At 67.3% G+C, this 14907-nt stretch carries 17 protein-coding genes; 11 read left to right on the forward strand and 6 right to left on the reverse strand.

Annotated features, from left to right (window positions below; translation table 11 throughout):
* Nucleotides 1-36: 36 nt before the first annotated feature.
* Nucleotides 37-1344, forward strand: coding sequence for a histidinol dehydrogenase (gene hisD, locus NFU04_RS03165; RefSeq protein WP_251308062.1), 1308 nt, complete (start codon nucleotides 37-39; stop codon nucleotides 1342-1344).
* 120 nt (nucleotides 1345-1464) lie between these two features.
* Here the strand turns inward: hisD and NFU04_RS03170 are convergent, their stop codons facing one another.
* Nucleotides 1465-2676, reverse strand: coding sequence for a Do family serine endopeptidase (locus NFU04_RS03170; protein ID WP_251308063.1), 1212 nt, complete (start codon nucleotides 2674-2676; stop codon nucleotides 1465-1467).
* 88 nt (nucleotides 2677-2764) lie between these two features.
* Between NFU04_RS03170 and NFU04_RS03175 the strand changes: the two genes are divergently transcribed.
* Nucleotides 2765-3523: a Nif3-like dinuclear metal center hexameric protein gene (locus tag NFU04_RS03175; RefSeq protein ID WP_251308064.1), complete on the forward strand. Its 759-nt coding sequence runs from the start codon at nucleotides 2765-2767 to the stop codon at nucleotides 3521-3523.
* Between the two features lie 80 nt (nucleotides 3524-3603).
* Here the strand turns inward: NFU04_RS03175 and NFU04_RS03180 are convergent, their stop codons facing one another.
* On the reverse strand, nucleotides 3604-4068 hold the full coding sequence (locus tag NFU04_RS03180; protein WP_251308065.1) for a Z-ring associated ZapG family protein: 465 nt from the start codon (nucleotides 4066-4068) through the stop codon (nucleotides 3604-3606).
* Between the two features lie 179 nt (nucleotides 4069-4247).
* Here NFU04_RS03180 and zapE point away from each other — a divergent pair, with 179 nt between their 5' ends.
* The 8 genes from zapE to NFU04_RS03220 all read left to right on the forward strand — a co-directional run bounded on the left by zapE (nucleotide 4248) and on the right by NFU04_RS03220 (nucleotide 10623).
* Nucleotides 4248-5417 carry a cell division protein ZapE gene (gene zapE / locus NFU04_RS03185; RefSeq protein ID WP_251308066.1) on the forward strand — a complete coding sequence of 390 codons (1170 nt, stop codon included), beginning with the start codon at nucleotides 4248-4250 and terminating at the stop codon, nucleotides 5415-5417.
* 164 nt (nucleotides 5418-5581) lie between these two features.
* On the forward strand, nucleotides 5582-6010 hold the full coding sequence (gene rplM / locus NFU04_RS03190) for a 50S ribosomal protein L13 (protein WP_146802309.1): 429 nt from the start codon (nucleotides 5582-5584) through the stop codon (nucleotides 6008-6010).
* A 13-nt stretch (nucleotides 6011-6023) separates the two neighbouring features.
* Complete coding sequence (gene rpsI / locus NFU04_RS03195) at nucleotides 6024-6413, forward strand: 30S ribosomal protein S9 (RefSeq protein WP_146802308.1); 390 nt, start codon at nucleotides 6024-6026, stop codon at nucleotides 6411-6413.
* 218 nt (nucleotides 6414-6631) lie between these two features.
* Entirely contained in the window at nucleotides 6632-7231 is a 600-nt protein-coding gene (gene petA, locus NFU04_RS03200) for a ubiquinol-cytochrome c reductase iron-sulfur subunit (protein ID WP_251308067.1), read from the forward strand.
* Nucleotides 7231-8490: a cytochrome b gene (locus NFU04_RS03205; RefSeq protein ID WP_251308068.1), complete on the forward strand. Its 1260-nt coding sequence runs from the start codon at nucleotides 7231-7233 to the stop codon at nucleotides 8488-8490. The genes petA and NFU04_RS03205 overlap by 1 nt, the downstream gene beginning before the upstream one ends.
* Nucleotides 8490-9257, forward strand: a complete 768-nt coding sequence (locus tag NFU04_RS03210) for a cytochrome c1 (RefSeq protein ID WP_146802305.1) — start codon at nucleotides 8490-8492, stop codon at nucleotides 9255-9257. Before NFU04_RS03205 ends, NFU04_RS03210 begins: the two co-directional genes overlap by 1 nt.
* Nucleotides 9258-9444: 187 nt before the next feature.
* Nucleotides 9445-10071, forward strand: coding sequence for a stringent starvation protein SspA (sspA, locus tag NFU04_RS03215; protein WP_251308069.1), 627 nt, complete (start codon nucleotides 9445-9447; stop codon nucleotides 10069-10071).
* Between the two features lie 75 nt (nucleotides 10072-10146).
* Nucleotides 10147-10623 (forward strand): ClpXP protease specificity-enhancing factor, encoded by a 477-nt coding sequence (locus NFU04_RS03220; RefSeq protein WP_251308070.1) that lies wholly within the window; start codon nucleotides 10147-10149, stop codon nucleotides 10621-10623.
* An 84-nt stretch (nucleotides 10624-10707) separates the two neighbouring features.
* Here the strand turns inward: NFU04_RS03220 and NFU04_RS03225 are convergent, their stop codons facing one another.
* From NFU04_RS03225 to NFU04_RS03240, 4 genes are read right to left on the reverse strand one after another with little or no spacing between them, the layout of a single operon-like run.
* Complete coding sequence (locus tag NFU04_RS03225; RefSeq protein WP_251308071.1) at nucleotides 10708-11262, reverse strand: BON domain-containing protein; 555 nt, start codon at nucleotides 11260-11262, stop codon at nucleotides 10708-10710.
* A gap of 2 nt (nucleotides 11263-11264) precedes the next feature.
* On the reverse strand, nucleotides 11265-11861 hold the full coding sequence (locus NFU04_RS03230; RefSeq protein WP_146802301.1) for a phosphoheptose isomerase: 597 nt from the start codon (nucleotides 11859-11861) through the stop codon (nucleotides 11265-11267).
* A 19-nt stretch (nucleotides 11862-11880) separates the two neighbouring features.
* Nucleotides 11881-12249: a YraN family protein gene (locus tag NFU04_RS03235; RefSeq protein ID WP_251308072.1), complete on the reverse strand. Its 369-nt coding sequence runs from the start codon at nucleotides 12247-12249 to the stop codon at nucleotides 11881-11883.
* Nucleotides 12233-13984, reverse strand: a complete 1752-nt coding sequence (locus NFU04_RS03240; RefSeq protein ID WP_251308073.1) for a penicillin-binding protein activator — start codon at nucleotides 13982-13984, stop codon at nucleotides 12233-12235. Before NFU04_RS03240 ends, NFU04_RS03235 begins: the two co-directional genes overlap by 17 nt.
* A 46-nt stretch (nucleotides 13985-14030) precedes the next feature.
* On the opposite strand from NFU04_RS03240, the gene rsmI reads away from it, so the two are divergent.
* Nucleotides 14031-14885, forward strand: a complete 855-nt coding sequence (rsmI, locus tag NFU04_RS03245; protein WP_251308074.1) for a 16S rRNA (cytidine(1402)-2'-O)-methyltransferase — start codon at nucleotides 14031-14033, stop codon at nucleotides 14883-14885.
* Nucleotides 14886-14907: the final 22 nt, after the last annotated feature.

Below are 14907 nucleotides of genomic sequence, written 5' to 3' on the forward strand. Positions count from 1 at the left end.
CTGAAGGCCCCGTGCCGATCCTGACAAGAGAGAACCATGACCGCACTCGATATCGCTCGACTCTCCACCCGTGACTCCGACTTCACCGCACGCCTCGACGGCCTGCTGGCCTGGGAAGGCGTTTCCGATGCCGAGGTGCAGCATCGGGTCGAGACGATCATCGCCGAGGTGCGCGCCCGGGGCGACGCCGCCCTGGTGGAGCTCTCCAACCGCTTCGACCGCCTCTCGGTCAACGGCATGGACGAGCTGACCCTGACTCCCGAACGACTGCGTCAGGCCTTCGACGGCCTGCCGGAGGCGCAGCGTGAGGCGCTGCGCCTGGCCGCCGAGCGGGTACGGGTCTATCACGAGCGCCAGAAGCCGGAGTCCTGGCAGTACACCGAGGCCGATGGCAGCGTGCTGGGCCAGCAGGTGACCCCCCTGGACCGCGCCGGCATCTATGTGCCCGGCGGCAAGGCGGCCTATCCCTCCTCGGTGCTGATGAATGCCATCCCCGCCCATGTGGCCGGGGTCAAGGAGATCATCATGGTGGTGCCGACCCCGGATGGCGTGCTCAACGAGCTGGTGCTCGCCGCCGCCCACCTGGCCGGGGTCGATCGGGTCTTTACCCTGGGGGGCGCCCAGGCGGTGGCGGCCCTGGCCTATGGCACCGAGACGGTGCCGCGGGTCGACAAGATCGTCGGCCCCGGCAATATCTATGTGGCCACCGCCAAGCGGGCGGTCTTCGGCCAGGTGGGGATCGACATGATCGCCGGCCCCTCGGAGATCCTGGTGGTCTCCGATGGCGGCACCGACCCGGAGTGGCTGGCCATGGACCTCTTCTCCCAGGCCGAACACGACGAGGACGCCCAGGCGATCTTCGTCAGCTGGGACGCGGAGCACCTGGACGCGGTGGCCGAGGCCATGGCGCGGCTGCTGCCGACGCTGGAGCGGGAAGCCATCGCCCGCCAGTCCCTGGCCGAGCGGGGGGCGCTGATCCACTGCCGGGACGAGGCCGAGGCGGTGGAGCTGATCAATCGTATCGCCGCCGAGCACCTGGAACTCTCGGTGGCCGATCCCGAGGCCTGGCTGCCCCGGGTGCGCCATGCCGGCGCCATCTTCATGGGGCGCCACACCGCCGAGGCCCTCGGTGACTACTGCGCCGGCCCCAATCATGTGCTGCCGACCTCCGGGACCGCGCGCTTCTCCTCGCCGCTGGGGGTCTACGACTTCCAGAAGCGCTCCTCGATCATCCACTGCTCCGAGGCGGGCGCCTCGAGCCTGGGGCCCACCGCCTCCATCCTGGCCCGCGGTGAATCCCTGACCGCCCACGCCCGTTCGGCGGAGTATCGCATCAAGTCCTGAGCCGGCCCGAGGCACCTGTGACGCGGCCCCGCCTAGGCGGGGCCGCCGTCGTTGAGGACCGCTGGTGGCCGGCGTCGGGCGCTCGCCGCTGGAGAGTCGGCTCCCGTTGCGGGCCGCCGTTCAGCGTCGTTGAGGACCGCTGGTGGCCGGCGTCGGGCGCTCGCCCACTTCCAGTATCACTTCCCGCGGCTGGCCGCCGCGGATCACCGTCAGCGGCAGCTCGGCGCCGGGGGCGATGGCGGCGATATCGCTCATCGCCGCCCGGGCATCGAGAATCGGGCGGCCATCCACCTCCAGCAGCACGTCACCGGGGCGCAGGCCGGCCCGGTCCGCGGGGCCGTCCGCCATCACGCCGGCGATCACCACCCCCTGGGGCGTCTGCAGGCCGAAGGAGAGGGCCAGCTCCGGAGTCATCTGCTGGGCCTCGATGCCCAGCCAGCCGCGAATCACGCGCCCCTGGGTGACCAGCTCCTCGAGGATATTGCGGGCCAGGTTGGCGGGGATCGCGAAGCCGATGCCCTGGGAGCCGCCGGAGCGGGAGAAGATGGCGGTATTGATGCCCACCAGGGCGCCTTCCGGATCGATCAGGGCGCCGCCGGAGTTGCCCGGGTTGATGGCGGCATCGGTCTGGATAAAGTCCTCATAGGCGTTGAGGCCCAGGTGGCTGCGCCCCGTGGCGCTGATGATGCCCATGGTCACCGTCTGGCCGACCCCGAAGGGGTTGCCGATGGCCAGGGCCACGTCACCCACCGCCACGCGGTTGGAGTCGGAGAGGGCGATCACCGGCAGCTCATCCAGCTCGATATGCAGCACCGCCAGGTCGCTCTCCGGGTCGGTGCCGATCACCTCGGCGAGGGTCTCGCGACCATCCCGCAGGGCCACCTGGATCTGGTCGGCGCCGTTGATCACATGGTGGTTGGTGAGTACATAGCCGTCGCGGCTGACGATCACTCCGGAGCCCAGGCTGGAGAGCATGCGCTGCTGGCTGGGCAGGTCGTCGCCGAAGAACTGGCCGAAGAAGGGGTCGGACATCAGCGGGTGCTCGTCGCGCTCGACGATCCGCGACGAGTAGATATTGACCACCGCCGGGGCGGCACGCTCCACCGCCTCGGCGTAGCTGACCGGTCCCTGGTCGCGACTCAGCGGCGCGGCCTGTTCGATCTCCGGTGCGGGGCGGCTCTCGCGCTCGACGGGCTGGGCGACGGTGGGTCGGGGGGCTTGCTCGACGGGGGGCGTGCGCCCGCCCAACTGGGGAAAGAACAGCAGCAGGAGGGCGGCGATGACCAGACCCGCCAGGGCCGGCCATAGCCAGGAGATCAGCTTGCGACCCATGCAGGGCTCCCGGTCTGGCGTGGCGGGGCCTCCGCCACAGTGGTTACAATGGCCGGCATTGTACCATTGCCCCAATCGAGGAGCAGGAATGATCAGACGCGACGAGCTGGTGGCGGCCTGCCAGGCGGAGCTGAATGCCGAGCGCTTCAAGGACTACACCGTCAACGGCCTGCAGGTGGCGGGGCGCGAGCGGGTGACCCGGGTGATGAGCGGGGTGACCGCCTGTCAGGCGCTGCTCGATGAGGCGGTGGCCTGGGGCGCCGATCTGCTGCTGGTGCATCACGGTTACTTCTGGAAGAACGAGCCGGTGGCGATTACCGGCATCAAGCAGCGTCGCCTCAAGACGCTGCTCGGTCACGATATCAGCCTGCTGGCTTACCATCTGCCGTTGGACGCCCACCTGACCCTGGGCAATAACGCTCGCCTCGGCGAGCGCCTGGGACTGCGTGCCAGCGGCTGCGCCGATGGCGAACCGGGGGAGGGGCTGGTGTGGCTGGGCGAGCCGGACGAGGCCCTCGACGAGGCGGCGCTGGCCGCGCGGATCGGTGAGCGCCTGGGGCGCGAGCCGCTGTTGATCTCCGGCCATGACGGTCCCATCGAGCGGGTCGCCTGGTGCACCGGCGGTGCTCAGGACATGATCACCCTGGCCCATGAGGCCGGTGCCCAGGCCTTTATCTCCGGCGAGATCTCCGAGCGCACCACCCACCTGGCCCGGGAGCTGGGCATCGGCTACCTGGCGGCGGGGCATCACGCCACCGAGCGCTATGGCGTCCAGGCGCTGGGCGACTGGCTGGCCCAGCGCTTCGGGGTCGAGCATCGCTTCGTGGATATCGATAATCCCGCTTAAATGGCGGCTGCGGTTCGCAAACACAAACAGCGGGGCCAGGCAGTTGCCTGGCCCCGCTGTTTGATTGCTCTGGGTGGGATTCAGTAGCGCGGCGGCTGGGCCGTGGCGGAGGCCGTCTCGGCCTCTTCGGGGGCGCGGCGCAGGCCGAAATCTTCCGAGAGGGTGCCATGGGTGCCGTCGGCATAGTCCCGGGGCGGGGCGGTGCCCTCGGCGTCGTCGCCGGTCTCGACGTTCTCGTCGCTGCCCTTGAGGCGACGCTTCAGTTGGTCATCATCGCAGAAGCGCTCGGCGCTCTGGGCGAGCTGCTGCTGCAGTTCCTGGCTCTGGCGCTGGATGCCCTGCAGCAGGTCGGAGGCCCGGGCGAAGTGATCGTTCAGCGAGTCCTTGACCTGGGTCAGCTCCAGCTCGCTCTCGGCCAGGCGCTGGCGCACCTTCTGATTGCGGGCCACGTTGGCGTTGAGCAGATGGTAGCCGAGGGCGCCGATGCCGATGCCGGCAAGGCCGCTGGCGATGGCCAGGATCCAGTCGATATTGCTCTCGTACACGGTGTTCCCCTTGAAATTCTTTATCAGCCAGGCGGCTCCTGGCGGTTGGCATCACGCCCACGTCATTATACGAGGCACTCCGAGGGCCGGGTCAATGCGACCGCCGACGCATGGGAATCCGTCGGCGCCTGCGTATAATAGCGCCCCGAAGCCCCGAGTCCGAGGTAGCCAAGACGCTGATGTGCGCGACAATGACTTCCCCTGCCACCCCCGCCGCGGGCCCCATGGCTCGCTACCGTGCCGACCTGGAGCGCGACGGTTTCCAGTACGATGCCGCCCAGGAGCAGGCGGTGGCCCACCTGCAGCGACTCTACGACGACCTGGTCCGGCGACCGGCGCCGGCCAAGGCGGGCGTGCCCGGCAAGGGCCTGAAGTCGCGGGTGGCCGGCCTGTTCGGCAAGAAGAAGAGTGACGCGGCGCCCCGGCCACCGGCGATCATGGGGCTCTACTTCTGGGGGGGCGTCGGTCGCGGCAAGACCTACCTGGTGGATACCTTCTACGAGTCGCTGCCCTTCCCGGAGAAGATGCGTACCCATTTCCACCGCTTCATGCAGCGGGTGCACAACGAGCTGGAGCACTACAAGGGCGAGAAGAACCCCCTGACCCTGATCGCCACCAAGTTTGCCGCCGAGGCGCGGGTGATCTGCTTCGACGAGTTCTTCGTCAAGGACATCACCGATGCGATGATCCTGGCCAACCTGCTCGAGGCGCTCTTCGAGCGCGGCGTGGTGCTGGTGACCACCTCCAATATCGTGCCCGCGGAGCTCTACAAGGATGGCCTGCAGCGGGCGCGCTTCCTGCCGGCCATCGACCTGCTGGAGCGTCATTGCGAGGTGGTCAACGTGGACTCCGGCATCGATTACCGGTTGCGGGCCCTGGAGCGGGCCGAGATCTTCCATGCGCCCCTGGACGACGCCGCCGAGGCGGAGCTTTCCCGAAGTTTTCGCGAGATCGCCGGCCAGGCGGGGGAGGTCGGGGTGCCCATCGAGATCAATCGGCGCGTGCTCAAGGCGCGTCGCCACCATGACGACGTGGTGTGGTTCGAGTTCCGCGAGCTGTGTGACGGGCCGCGCAGCCAGAACGACTATATCGAACTGGCCCGGGAGTACCACACGGTGCTGGTCTCCAATGTGCCGCAGATGGGGCGCGGCAGCGACGATCAGGCGCGACGCTTTATCAATATGGTCGACGAGTTCTACGATCGCGGCGTCAAGCTGCTGATGTCGGCGGAAGTGGCGGCCGAGCGGCTGTACACCGAGGGCAGTCTCTCCTTCGAGTTCGACCGTACCCTGTCGCGGCTCCAGGAGATGCAGTCCCACGAGTACCTGGCGCTGCCGCATAAGCCCTGAGCCGACTCGTGTCGGCGGGTGATTGCCCCGGTGGGGGCGGGTCGTGTAGAATGCGCCCTCGCTCGAACGTTGCCATGGCCCAGGCCCTGGCAACCAAGAAAAATAGGGATGGTCGCGTGGGCCCGGCCCGCAAGACCCAAATTTCGACTTTTGGTGATTCATCCATGAAGACGTTCACTGCTAAGCCGCAGTCCGTGCAGCGCGACTGGTATGTCGTCGACGCCGCGGACAAGACGCTCGGTCGTCTGGCTACCGAAATCGCTCGCCGCCTGCGTGGCAAGCACAAGCCCGAGTACACCCCCCACGTGGATACCGGCGACTACATCGTCGTGATCAACGCCGAGAAGGTGAAGGTGACCGGCAACAAGGCCCAGGACAAGACCTACTATCGTCATACCGGTTACCCGGGTGGTCTGCGTTCCATGACCTTCGAGAAGCTGATCGATCACGCTCCCGAGCGCATCATCGAGAAGGCCGTCAAGGGCATGCTGCCCAAGGGGCCGCTGGGTCGCGCCATGTACACCAAGCTCAAGGTCTATGCCGGTGCCGAGCATCCGCATGCCGCTCAGCAGCCGCAAGAACTGAACATCTGAGGGATAATTCGCCATGTCACAGCAGTATTATGGTACCGGGCGCCGCAAGACCTCTACCGCGCGCGTCTTCGTCAAGCCGGGCACCGGCAAGATCACCGTCAACAACCGTGATCTGGACGAGTATTTTGGTCGCGTCACCGGTCGTATGGTGGTGCGTCAGCCCCTGGAGCTGACCGAGACCACCGGTCAGTTCGACATCTATGTCACCGTTCAGGGTGGCGGCGGTTCCGCCCAGGCGGGCGCGATTCGTCACGGCATCACCCGTGCCCTGATCGAGTACAACGAAGAATTCCGCAAGCCGCTGCGTGCCGCCGGTTACGTGACCCGTGATGCGCGTCAGGTCGAGCGTAAGAAGGTCGGCCTGCGCAAGGCGCGTCGTCGTCCGCAGTTCTCCAAGCGTTAATCCCGCTTCGAGACTGTCAAGAGCGCTCAGACCCTCGCGGGTCTGGGCGTTTTTTTATGATATGACAATGACTTATATCAGCCTTCCACTTAGGTCAGGGCCTGCTTATTGTTGTGTTCCGGCAGGCATTTTTTTACCATAGTGCGCATTTGTATCCGTGGCTGCGGATCGCGGTTCCGCGAAACGACAACGGGTAAGTTGATGGGAGAAACCTGAAGATGGCAGATAACGGCGTAAACAAAGGGCGGCGCCGTTTCCTCGTGGGTGCTACCACCGTAGTGGGTGCGGTGGGCGCCGTCGGGGTTGCGGTTCCCTTTGTGGCTTCCTGGCAGCCCAGTGCCAGGGCGAGGGCGGCGGGTGCCCCGGTCAGTGCGGATATCTCCAAGCTCGAGCCGGGGCAGCAGATGACCGTCGAGTGGCGGGGCAAGCCGGTATGGATCGTGCACCGCACCGCGGAGATGATCGAGCGTACCCAGAGCATCGACCCCTCGCGCCTCTCCGACCCGGAGTCGACGGTGCCGCAGCAGCCGGCCTATGTCAGCGGGCAGCTGCGTTCGCTGCGTCCCGAGATCGGCGTGCTGGTGGGCATCTGTACTCACCTGGGCTGCTCGCCGACCTTCCGGCCCGAGCCCGGTGCCGCCGACCTGGGGGGTGACAGCTGGCCGGGTGGCTACTTCTGTCCCTGCCACGGTTCACGCTTCGACCTGGCGGGTCGCGTCTTCGCCAATGTGCCGGCACCCATCAACCTCGAGGTGCCCCCCTACCGTTTCGATAGCGACGAGATCGTCGTGGTCGGTGAAGATGAGGAGGCCGCCTGATGGGTAACCCGAATCGCGCCAAGGCCGACAGCGGCATCATGCGCTGGATCGACGATCGCTTCCCGGCCACCCAGATGTGGCAGGAGCATCTCTCCAAGTACTACGCCCCGAAGAACTTCAACTTCTGGTATTTCTTCGGTTCCCTGGCGCTGCTGGTACTGGTCAACCAGATCCTCACCGGCGTCTGGCTGACCATGAGCTTCAACCCCTCCGCCGAGGGTGCCTTCGCCTCCGTCGAGTACATCATGCGCGACGTGGAGTGGGGGTGGTTGATTCGCTATATGCACTCCACCGGGGCCTCGGCCTTCTTCGTGGTGGTCTACCTGCATATGTTCCGTGGCCTGCTCTACGGCTCCTACCGGGCGCCCCGCGAGCTGGTGTGGATCTTCGGCATGACCATCTACCTGCTGCTGATGGCGGAAGCCTTCATGGGTTATCTGCTGCCCTGGGGACAGATGTCCTACTGGGGTGCCCAGGTGATCATCTCGCTGTTCTCGGCGATTCCGGCGATCGGTCCCGACCTGGCCCAGTGGGTGCGCGGTGACTTCCTGATCTCCGGCATCACCCTGAACCGCTTCTTCGCCCTGCATGTGGTGGCCCTGCCCATCGTGATCCTGGCGCTGGTGGTGCTGCATATCATCGCCCTGCACGAGGTCGGCTCCAACAACCCGGACGGCATCAATATCAAGGAGAAGAAGGACGAGACCGGCAAGCCGCTGGACGGGATTCCCTTCCACCCCTACTACACCGTCAAGGACATCGTCGGTGTGGCGGTCTTCCTGTTCGTCTTCTGCGTGGTGATCTTCTACTTCCCCGAGGGCGGTGGCTACTTTATCGAGCGGCCCAACTTCGAGCCGGCCAACCCGCTGAAGACCCCGGATCATATCGCACCGGTCTGGTACTTCACGCCCTTCTACGCCATGCTGCGGGCCATTACCTTCTCGCTGTTCGGCCTGGATGCCAAGTTCCTCGGCGTCGTGGTCATGGGCGGGGCGATCGCGATCCTCTTCGTGCTGCCCTGGCTCGACCGTAGCCCGGTGCTTTCGATGCGCTACAAGGGCTGGATCTCCAAGGTGATGCTGGCGCTCTTCGCCATCAGCTTCGTGATCCTCGGCGTGCTCGGCGTGCTGCCGGCGACCCCGGTGCGTACCCTGGTGTCCCAGGTGTGTACCGCGATCTACTTTGCCTTCTTCCTGCTGATGCCGATCTACACCAAGCTGGAGAAGACCAAACCCGTTCCGGAGAGGGTGACTGGCTAATGAAAAAGCAACTCTTCGCACTGCTGTTCGCGCTGGTGCCTTTCACGGCACTGGCGGCGGGGGGCGCCGCCGTGCCCTACTCGATGACTCCCGATCTTCAGGATCAGGCCTCCCTGCAGCGGGGCATGCAGCTGTTCACCAACTACTGCATGGGCTGCCACAGCCTGGAGCATCAGCGTTTCGCTCGTGCCGCCGAGGACCTGGGCATGCCCCAGGATCTGGTCGAGGAGAACCTGATCTTCTCCTCCGATCTGGCCTTCAATGACCAGATGCATAACGCCATGGCCGCCGAGGATGCCGAGAACTGGTTCGGTGCCGCGGCGCCCGACCTGACCCTGGAGGCGCGCCTGCGCGGTACCGACTGGATCTACTCCTACCTGCTCAGCTTCTACAAGGACCCGAGCCGCCCCACCGGGGTGAACAATGCGGTCTTCGAGCTGGTGGCCATGCCCAATGTGCTGGAGCCGCTGCAGGGGGTGCAGGAGATGGTGTGTGCCGAGAGCGATCGTCCCCACGGCCATGCCGAGCTCGATCCGCTGACCGGCAAGTACCAGTCCTGCGAGGTGCTGCAGGTGACTCGCCCCGGGGCCATGGAGCCCGAGGAGTTCGAGGAGGCGGTCTATGACCTGACCAACTTCCTCGCCTATGTGGGTGAGCCCTCCAAGCTCCAGGCCCAGGCGCTGGGCCCGAAGGTATTGATCTTCATCTTTATCTTCGGCGTCATCGCCTACCTGCTCAAGCGCGAGTACTGGCGCGACATTCACTGATCGGCAGGCCGTTCGGTGCGGGGGCGCATGACCGGGTCATGCGCCCCCTTTGCGTCGAATCGCCAAGCGTCGATGCAAGGGCGGGGCTTCGAGTGCCCGGGGTGCCGTGTCGAATGCACCGAGGGTGCGTCTCACGCCAGGATGAGCGTGTTATCATCTTGGCTCGAACTGATGCGAGGATTGTTTCATGGGTGTAGTGGCCAAGCGGTCGTCGATGACCTTCTATTCCGGTAGCGATGATCACTTCAGTCATCGGGTTCGTATCGTGCTGGCGGAGAAGGGGGTGGCCGTCGATATCCTGGAGGTCTCCGAGGAGAAGCATCCCGAGGAGCTGGCGGATCTCAACCCCTACAACAGCGTGCCGACCCTGCTGGATCGCGATCTGGTGCTCTACGAATCCAAGGTGATGATGGAATACCTGGACGAGCGCTTCCCGCATCCGCCGTTGCTGCCGGTCTATCCGGTGGCCAGGGCCCAGAGTCGCCTGTGGATGCACCGTATCGAGCGGGAGTGGTGCCCGCTGGTGGAGCAGATTCTCGATGGTGCCAAGAAGGATGCCGAGAAGGCGCGCAAGGAGCTGCGCGAGAGCCTGGTGGGGATCTCGCCGATCTTCGAGGACATGCCTTACTTCATGAGCGAGGAGTTCTCGCTGGTGGACTGCTGCCTGGCTCCGCTGCTGTGGCGCCTGCCGGCGCTGGGCATCGAGCTGCCGGAGAAGCAGGTCAAGCCGCTGCTGGGCTATATGCAGCGGGTCTTCGAGCGTGACGCCTTCCAGGCCTCGCTGACCGAGGCCGAGAAGGAGATGCGCCCCTGAGGCGGCGCTCGGCCATTCACTTTGCGCGTCGGCGGTGATCCCGCCGACGCGATCGAGACGACGAGGAGGGCAGAGATGCTATCGAGCCGTCCCTATCTGGCCAGGGCCCTGTACGAGTGGCTGCTGGATAACGACCAGACTCCCTATATCGTGGTGGACGCCGAGCGCCCCGGCGTGGTGGTGCCGACCCAGTTCGTGCAGAACGGCCAGATCGTGCTGAATATCGCCCCCACGGCGGTGCGTGACCTGGAGCTGGGCAACGAAGCCATCACCTTCGGGGCGCGCTTCGGCGGTCAGCCCATGCAGGTGATGGTGCCCGGCGAGGCCCTGGTGGCCCTCTATGCTCGCGAGAATGGCGTCGGCATGGTCTTCGGCCACGAGCCGGTGATGCCCGGCTTCGACGATGGCGCCGCGCTGGAGGAATCCGATGACGATGTCGCCGGGCCCGCCCTCAGCGGGGTGGAGAGCGACGCCGACGCCTCGGACGAGGCGGCGAGCGAGGAGCGGCCCGCTCCCAAGAAGGGGCGCCCCAGCCTGCGGGTGGTCAAGTAGCGCCAGGCGTCTCGCGACGAGGGGATAAAACGACAACGGCGGCCTGCGGGCCGCCGTTGTCGTATCGTTGTGCCTGCGGAGCAATCAGTCGAGATACTCGAAGGCCTTGACGATGCGCTGGATGCCGGGCACTTCGGCCACCGAGGCGACGATGCGCTCGGCCTCGGCGCGGGTGACCAGGCCCATCAGGTAGACGCTGGCATTCTCGGTGATCACCTTCAGGCGCGCCGCATCGATGCTGGCGTCGGCCACCAGATGGGCGCGGACCCGGGTGGTCAGCCAGGTATCGGTGGCGCGCTGGGAGAGCGGCAGGTTGGCGGCCACCGCCAGCTCGTTGTGCACCTGACGCACCTGACGCACCCGGCTGGCGATCTCGGTGGCACGGGCCTGAAGTTCCTGGCTGGGCACCTGGCCGGTGAGCAACACGATGCCGTTGTAGCTATCGATCATGACCCGGGCATCGCGGAAGCGAGCGTCGGCGCGCTCCAGGTCGCCCTTGACCTTGAGCTCGATACTCTGGTCTTCCACCTGGGCGCCCAGGGTGCGCTGACTGTAGTTCTCGCCCGAGGAGTTGACGGCGCAGCCGGACAGGCCGAGGGCGGCGACGATCAGCAGGGATGTCACGAGAGGGTGGCGCATGGTCAGGCCTCGCTGCTGCCGAAGAGTTGTTCGTCGATCAGGTCGCACAGGCAGTGGATCACCAGCAGGTGCACCTCCTGGATGCGCGCGGTCGAGGTGGCGGGCACGCGAATCTCGCAATCGTCCTGGCCCAGCAGGGAGGCCATGTCGCCGCCGTCGCGGCCGGTCAGGGCGACCACCGTCATGTCGCGATCGTGGGCGGCCTGGATGGCCTGGATGACGTTGGCGGAGTTGCCGCTGGTGGAGATCGCCAGCAGGATGTCGCCGGGCTGGCCCAGGGCGCGTACCTGCTTGGAGAAGACCTCGTTGTAGCTGTAGTCATTGGCGATCGAGGTCAGGGTCGAGGTATCGGTGGTCAGGGCCAGGGCGGGCAGGCTGGGGCGCTCGCGTTCGAAACGGTTGAGCAGTTCCGAGGAGAAGTGCTGGCTATCGCCGGCGCTGCCGCCATTGCCGCAGGCCAGGATTTTCCCCTCGTTGACCAGGCACTGCACCATCATCTGGCTGGCCACCTCGATAAAGGGCGGCAGCACCTCGCTGGCGTAGGTCTTGGTGTCGATGCTGGCGTTGAAGTGGCCGAGAATGCGCGTCTGCAAATCCATCTTCCGGGTCCTTTGGCGGTCAGAACGCTTCGAAGGCGGCGCGCACCCAGTGGAACTCCAGGTGCGGAGGCTGGCCGGTGACGGCCACCACATCGAAGCGGCAGGGACATGATAGCCGGTTGCGTTGGAGATAAAAATGCGCCGCCCGAATCAGGCGACGCTGCTTGGTGGGGGTGACGCTTTCCAGGGGGTGGCCGTGGCGGCAGTCGCGGCGATGCTTGACCTCGACGAACACCAGGGTGGCGCCGTCATGCATCACCAGGTCGAGCTCGCCGCCCTTGGCGTGCTGATTGCGCGCCACCCGGGTCAGGCCGCGCTCGACCAGCCAGGCCTCGGCGGCGGCCTCGACGGCGGCGCCACGGGCGCGGGCGTCAGCGGGCCCGGCCATCGTCGAAGCGGTTGAGCAGTGGCAGTTGGGGCACGCCGTCCTCGAAGCGCGCCCAGGGCAGCTCGCGCTGGATGCGCCCGTCGGTCGTCGGACGCAGGGTGCCGGTGGCGCCCTGGATCTCGGTGCTGCCGAGCACCTGCAGTTGCGGCAGGCGACGCCCCAGCTCGAAGGCATCCACGCCCATGGCGCCCAGCTTCAGCAGGCCCGGGTCGTCGCTCTCGCGCAGCCGCTGGTAGCTGTCGCGGAAGGGCAGGGCCGCCTCGCCGCCCACGGCGGCATCGGGAATCAACCAGGGAATCTCCACGAAGAGCACGCCATTGAGGTCGTGATCGAGGCGCGGCTGGGGGCGGCCCTCGTAGAGCTGGGAGGTGCCGTAGATGGGCAGGTCGTCGACGCCGATGAATTCCAGGTTGGGGGGGACCTGTCGCGCATAGCCGGGGATCGCCAGCAGGAACAGCATGTCCGGGCGACCGGCGGCGGCGCGTCGCGCGGCGTCGGTGGCGGGGGCGTTGGGGTTGTAGCCGACGCGCTGGGCGAGCTCGCCGCCGAGGGCCTGCCACTCCCGTTCGAAGGCGCGGGCGACCCGCTGGCCCCACTCGTTGCCGGGGAACAGCATGGCGGCGCGGCGATGGCCATCGCCATGGGCGCGGCGGGCCACCTGGCGTGCCTCGTCCTCGGCGGAGAGGCCGTACTGGAAGAGGTTGGCGGCGCGGTTCTCGGCATTATTGCCATAGTTCAGGGCCAGGGTGGGCAGCGGGACGCTGTCGCGCCCCTCCAGGCGGGTCACCCGATTCTTGTCCAGGGGGCCGATCACCGCCTGGGCGCCGGCCATGGTGGCGGCGGCATAGAGGGCATCCAGGTCGCCGCGGCTGCTGTCGAGGAAGCTCAGGCGGGGCACGCGAATGCCCTGCCGTTCCGCCTCCCGCTGGCGAACCTCCAGGCCGCGGCGGATCTCCCGGGCCAGGTTGGCCAGGGGGCCGGATTCCGGCAGCAGCACGGCGAGATGGCTCACCTCGCGGCCGCGCAGGTCGCGCAGGGCGATCAGGTCGCCGGGCAGGCTGCGTGCCGCCGGGTGGCCGCTATGCCGGCCTCGCCAGGCATCCAGGCGTTCGAAGAGGCGCTCGATGTCGCCGCCACTGCCGCGCTGCACGGCCACCAGCTCCCGCCAGCCCCGCCGCAAGGGGTCCTCGCCGAGCCTCGCCAGGGTGGGCTCGTCGAGGCGTACCAGCAGCGACCAGAGGGTGTCATTGAGTCCGGCATCGTCGGTCTCGGCCTGCACCTCGAGCAGCGCCTCGGCGGCGGCGGCGTGCTCGCCGAGGTCGGCCAGGGCCTGGCCCTGGCGCCGGCGCAGGGTGAGGCGCTGCTCGCGGTCGAAGGGCAGGTTCGCCTCCAGGGCCTGGGCCGCCTGCAGGACGCCGTTGGGGTCATCCAGCTGGATGCCCAGGGAGGAGAGCAGCAGGGCCCAGCGAACCCGTGCCTCGGGGGGCAGGCGCCGGTCATCGAGGCGCGAGGCCACGTCCAGTGCCTGGGTCGCGTCGCCGCGGCGTGCTAGGATGTCGGCCGCCTCGAGGCGAGAGCGGGCCGCCTCGTCGGGGGCCTGCTGTTCGGCTCGGGCGAGCAGCTCGCCGGGCTCCCGCTCGATGAAGCGCTCCACCATCGCCGGCGGTGCCGCGCAGCCGGCCAGCAGAAGAGCGAGGAGGGCGGCGATCAGCCAGCCGCGTCGCGACGTGTCCATAGAACCCTTTTCCTTGTCCGATCATTGAACTAATGGAAGCCGAACCATGGATTCAGCTTATGGCGCATTGTACGTGGTCGCCACGCCGATTGGTAACCTCGAGGACCTCTCGCCGCGGGCCGCCCGGGTGCTCGCCGAGGCGGCCCTGGTGGCCGCCGAGGATACCCGTCACAGCGGGCGCCTGCTGCGCCACCTGGGTGTCGAGCGGCCCCTGCTGTCGCTGCACGAGCATAACGAGGCGAGCCGGGTCACGCGTATCGCCGCCCACCTGGCGGCCGGCGAGGACGTGGCCCTGATCAGCGACGCCGGTACCCCCCTGATCTGCGACCCCGGCTTCGTGCTGGTGCGTGAACTGCGGCGCCTGGGGCATCGGGTGGTGCCGGTGCCGGGTCCCTGTGCCCTGGTGGCGGCGCTCTCCGCGGCGGGGCTGCCCACCGACCGCTTCCTGTTCCGCGGCTTCCTGCCGGCCAAGGGCGGTGCCCGACGGGCGCGCCTGGACTCCCTGGTGGCCCGCGACGAGACCCTGGTCTTCTATGAGTCGCCCCACCGCATCCGCGATACCCTGGCGGATATCGCCAGCTGTTTCGGCGAGCGCCACCTGGTGCTGGCCCGGGAGCTGACCAAGACCTTCGAGACCTTCCTCGAAGGCTCGGCCGCGACGCTGCTCGAGACCCTGGCGGCGGACCCGGACCAGGCCCGCGGCGAGTTCGTGGTGATGGTGGCCGGGGCACCGCCCCGGGAGGCCGAGGCGGTGACGCTCGAGGGCGAGGCGCTGCTGGCGGCGCTGCTGGCCGAGGGGGTGGGCGTCAAGCAGAGCGCCGCGGTGACCGCCCGGGTGCTGGGGGGCGCCAAGAAGCAGTGGTATGCCCAGGCCCAGGCGCTCAAGGACGCCCAGGCGTAGCCGAAATCCCGCGGCGAAGTGA

Source organism: Halomonas sp. NCCP-2165 (assembly GCF_023708045.1).
Taxonomy (GTDB): Bacteria; Pseudomonadota; Gammaproteobacteria; order Pseudomonadales; family Halomonadaceae; genus Bisbaumannia; species Bisbaumannia pacifica.

Coding starts and splice junctions, on each gene's coding strand:
- NFU04_RS03170 (WP_251308063.1), bottom strand. CDS start 2,676: ATGGGTCGCAAGCTGATCTCCTGGCTATGGCCGGCCCTGGCGGGTCTG.
- rplM (WP_146802309.1), top strand. CDS start 5,582: ATGAAGACGTTCACTGCTAAGCCGCAGTCCGTGCAGCGCGACTGGTAT.
- rpsI (WP_146802308.1), top strand. CDS start 6,024: ATGTCACAGCAGTATTATGGTACCGGGCGCCGCAAGACCTCTACCGCG.
- NFU04_RS03225 (WP_251308071.1), bottom strand. CDS start 11,262: ATGCGCCACCCTCTCGTGACATCCCTGCTGATCGTCGCCGCCCTCGGC.
- sspA (WP_251308069.1), top strand. CDS start 9,445: ATGGGTGTAGTGGCCAAGCGGTCGTCGATGACCTTCTATTCCGGTAGC.
- rsmI (WP_251308074.1), top strand. CDS start 14,031: ATGGATTCAGCTTATGGCGCATTGTACGTGGTCGCCACGCCGATTGGT.
- NFU04_RS03210 (WP_146802305.1), top strand. CDS start 8,490: ATGAAAAAGCAACTCTTCGCACTGCTGTTCGCGCTGGTGCCTTTCACG.
- NFU04_RS03235 (WP_251308072.1), bottom strand. CDS start 12,249: ATGGCCGGGCCCGCTGACGCCCGCGCCCGTGGCGCCGCCGTCGAGGCC.
- NFU04_RS03205 (WP_251308068.1), top strand. CDS start 7,231: ATGGGTAACCCGAATCGCGCCAAGGCCGACAGCGGCATCATGCGCTGG.
- NFU04_RS03240 (WP_251308073.1), bottom strand. CDS start 13,984: ATGGACACGTCGCGACGCGGCTGGCTGATCGCCGCCCTCCTCGCTCTT.
- NFU04_RS03175 (WP_251308064.1), top strand. CDS start 2,765: ATGATCAGACGCGACGAGCTGGTGGCGGCCTGCCAGGCGGAGCTGAAT.
- NFU04_RS03230 (WP_146802301.1), bottom strand. CDS start 11,861: ATGGATTTGCAGACGCGCATTCTCGGCCACTTCAACGCCAGCATCGAC.
- hisD (WP_251308062.1), top strand. CDS start 37: ATGACCGCACTCGATATCGCTCGACTCTCCACCCGTGACTCCGACTTC.
- zapE (WP_251308066.1), top strand. CDS start 4,248: ATGTGCGCGACAATGACTTCCCCTGCCACCCCCGCCGCGGGCCCCATG.
- NFU04_RS03220 (WP_251308070.1), top strand. CDS start 10,147: ATGCTATCGAGCCGTCCCTATCTGGCCAGGGCCCTGTACGAGTGGCTG.
- petA (WP_251308067.1), top strand. CDS start 6,632: ATGGCAGATAACGGCGTAAACAAAGGGCGGCGCCGTTTCCTCGTGGGT.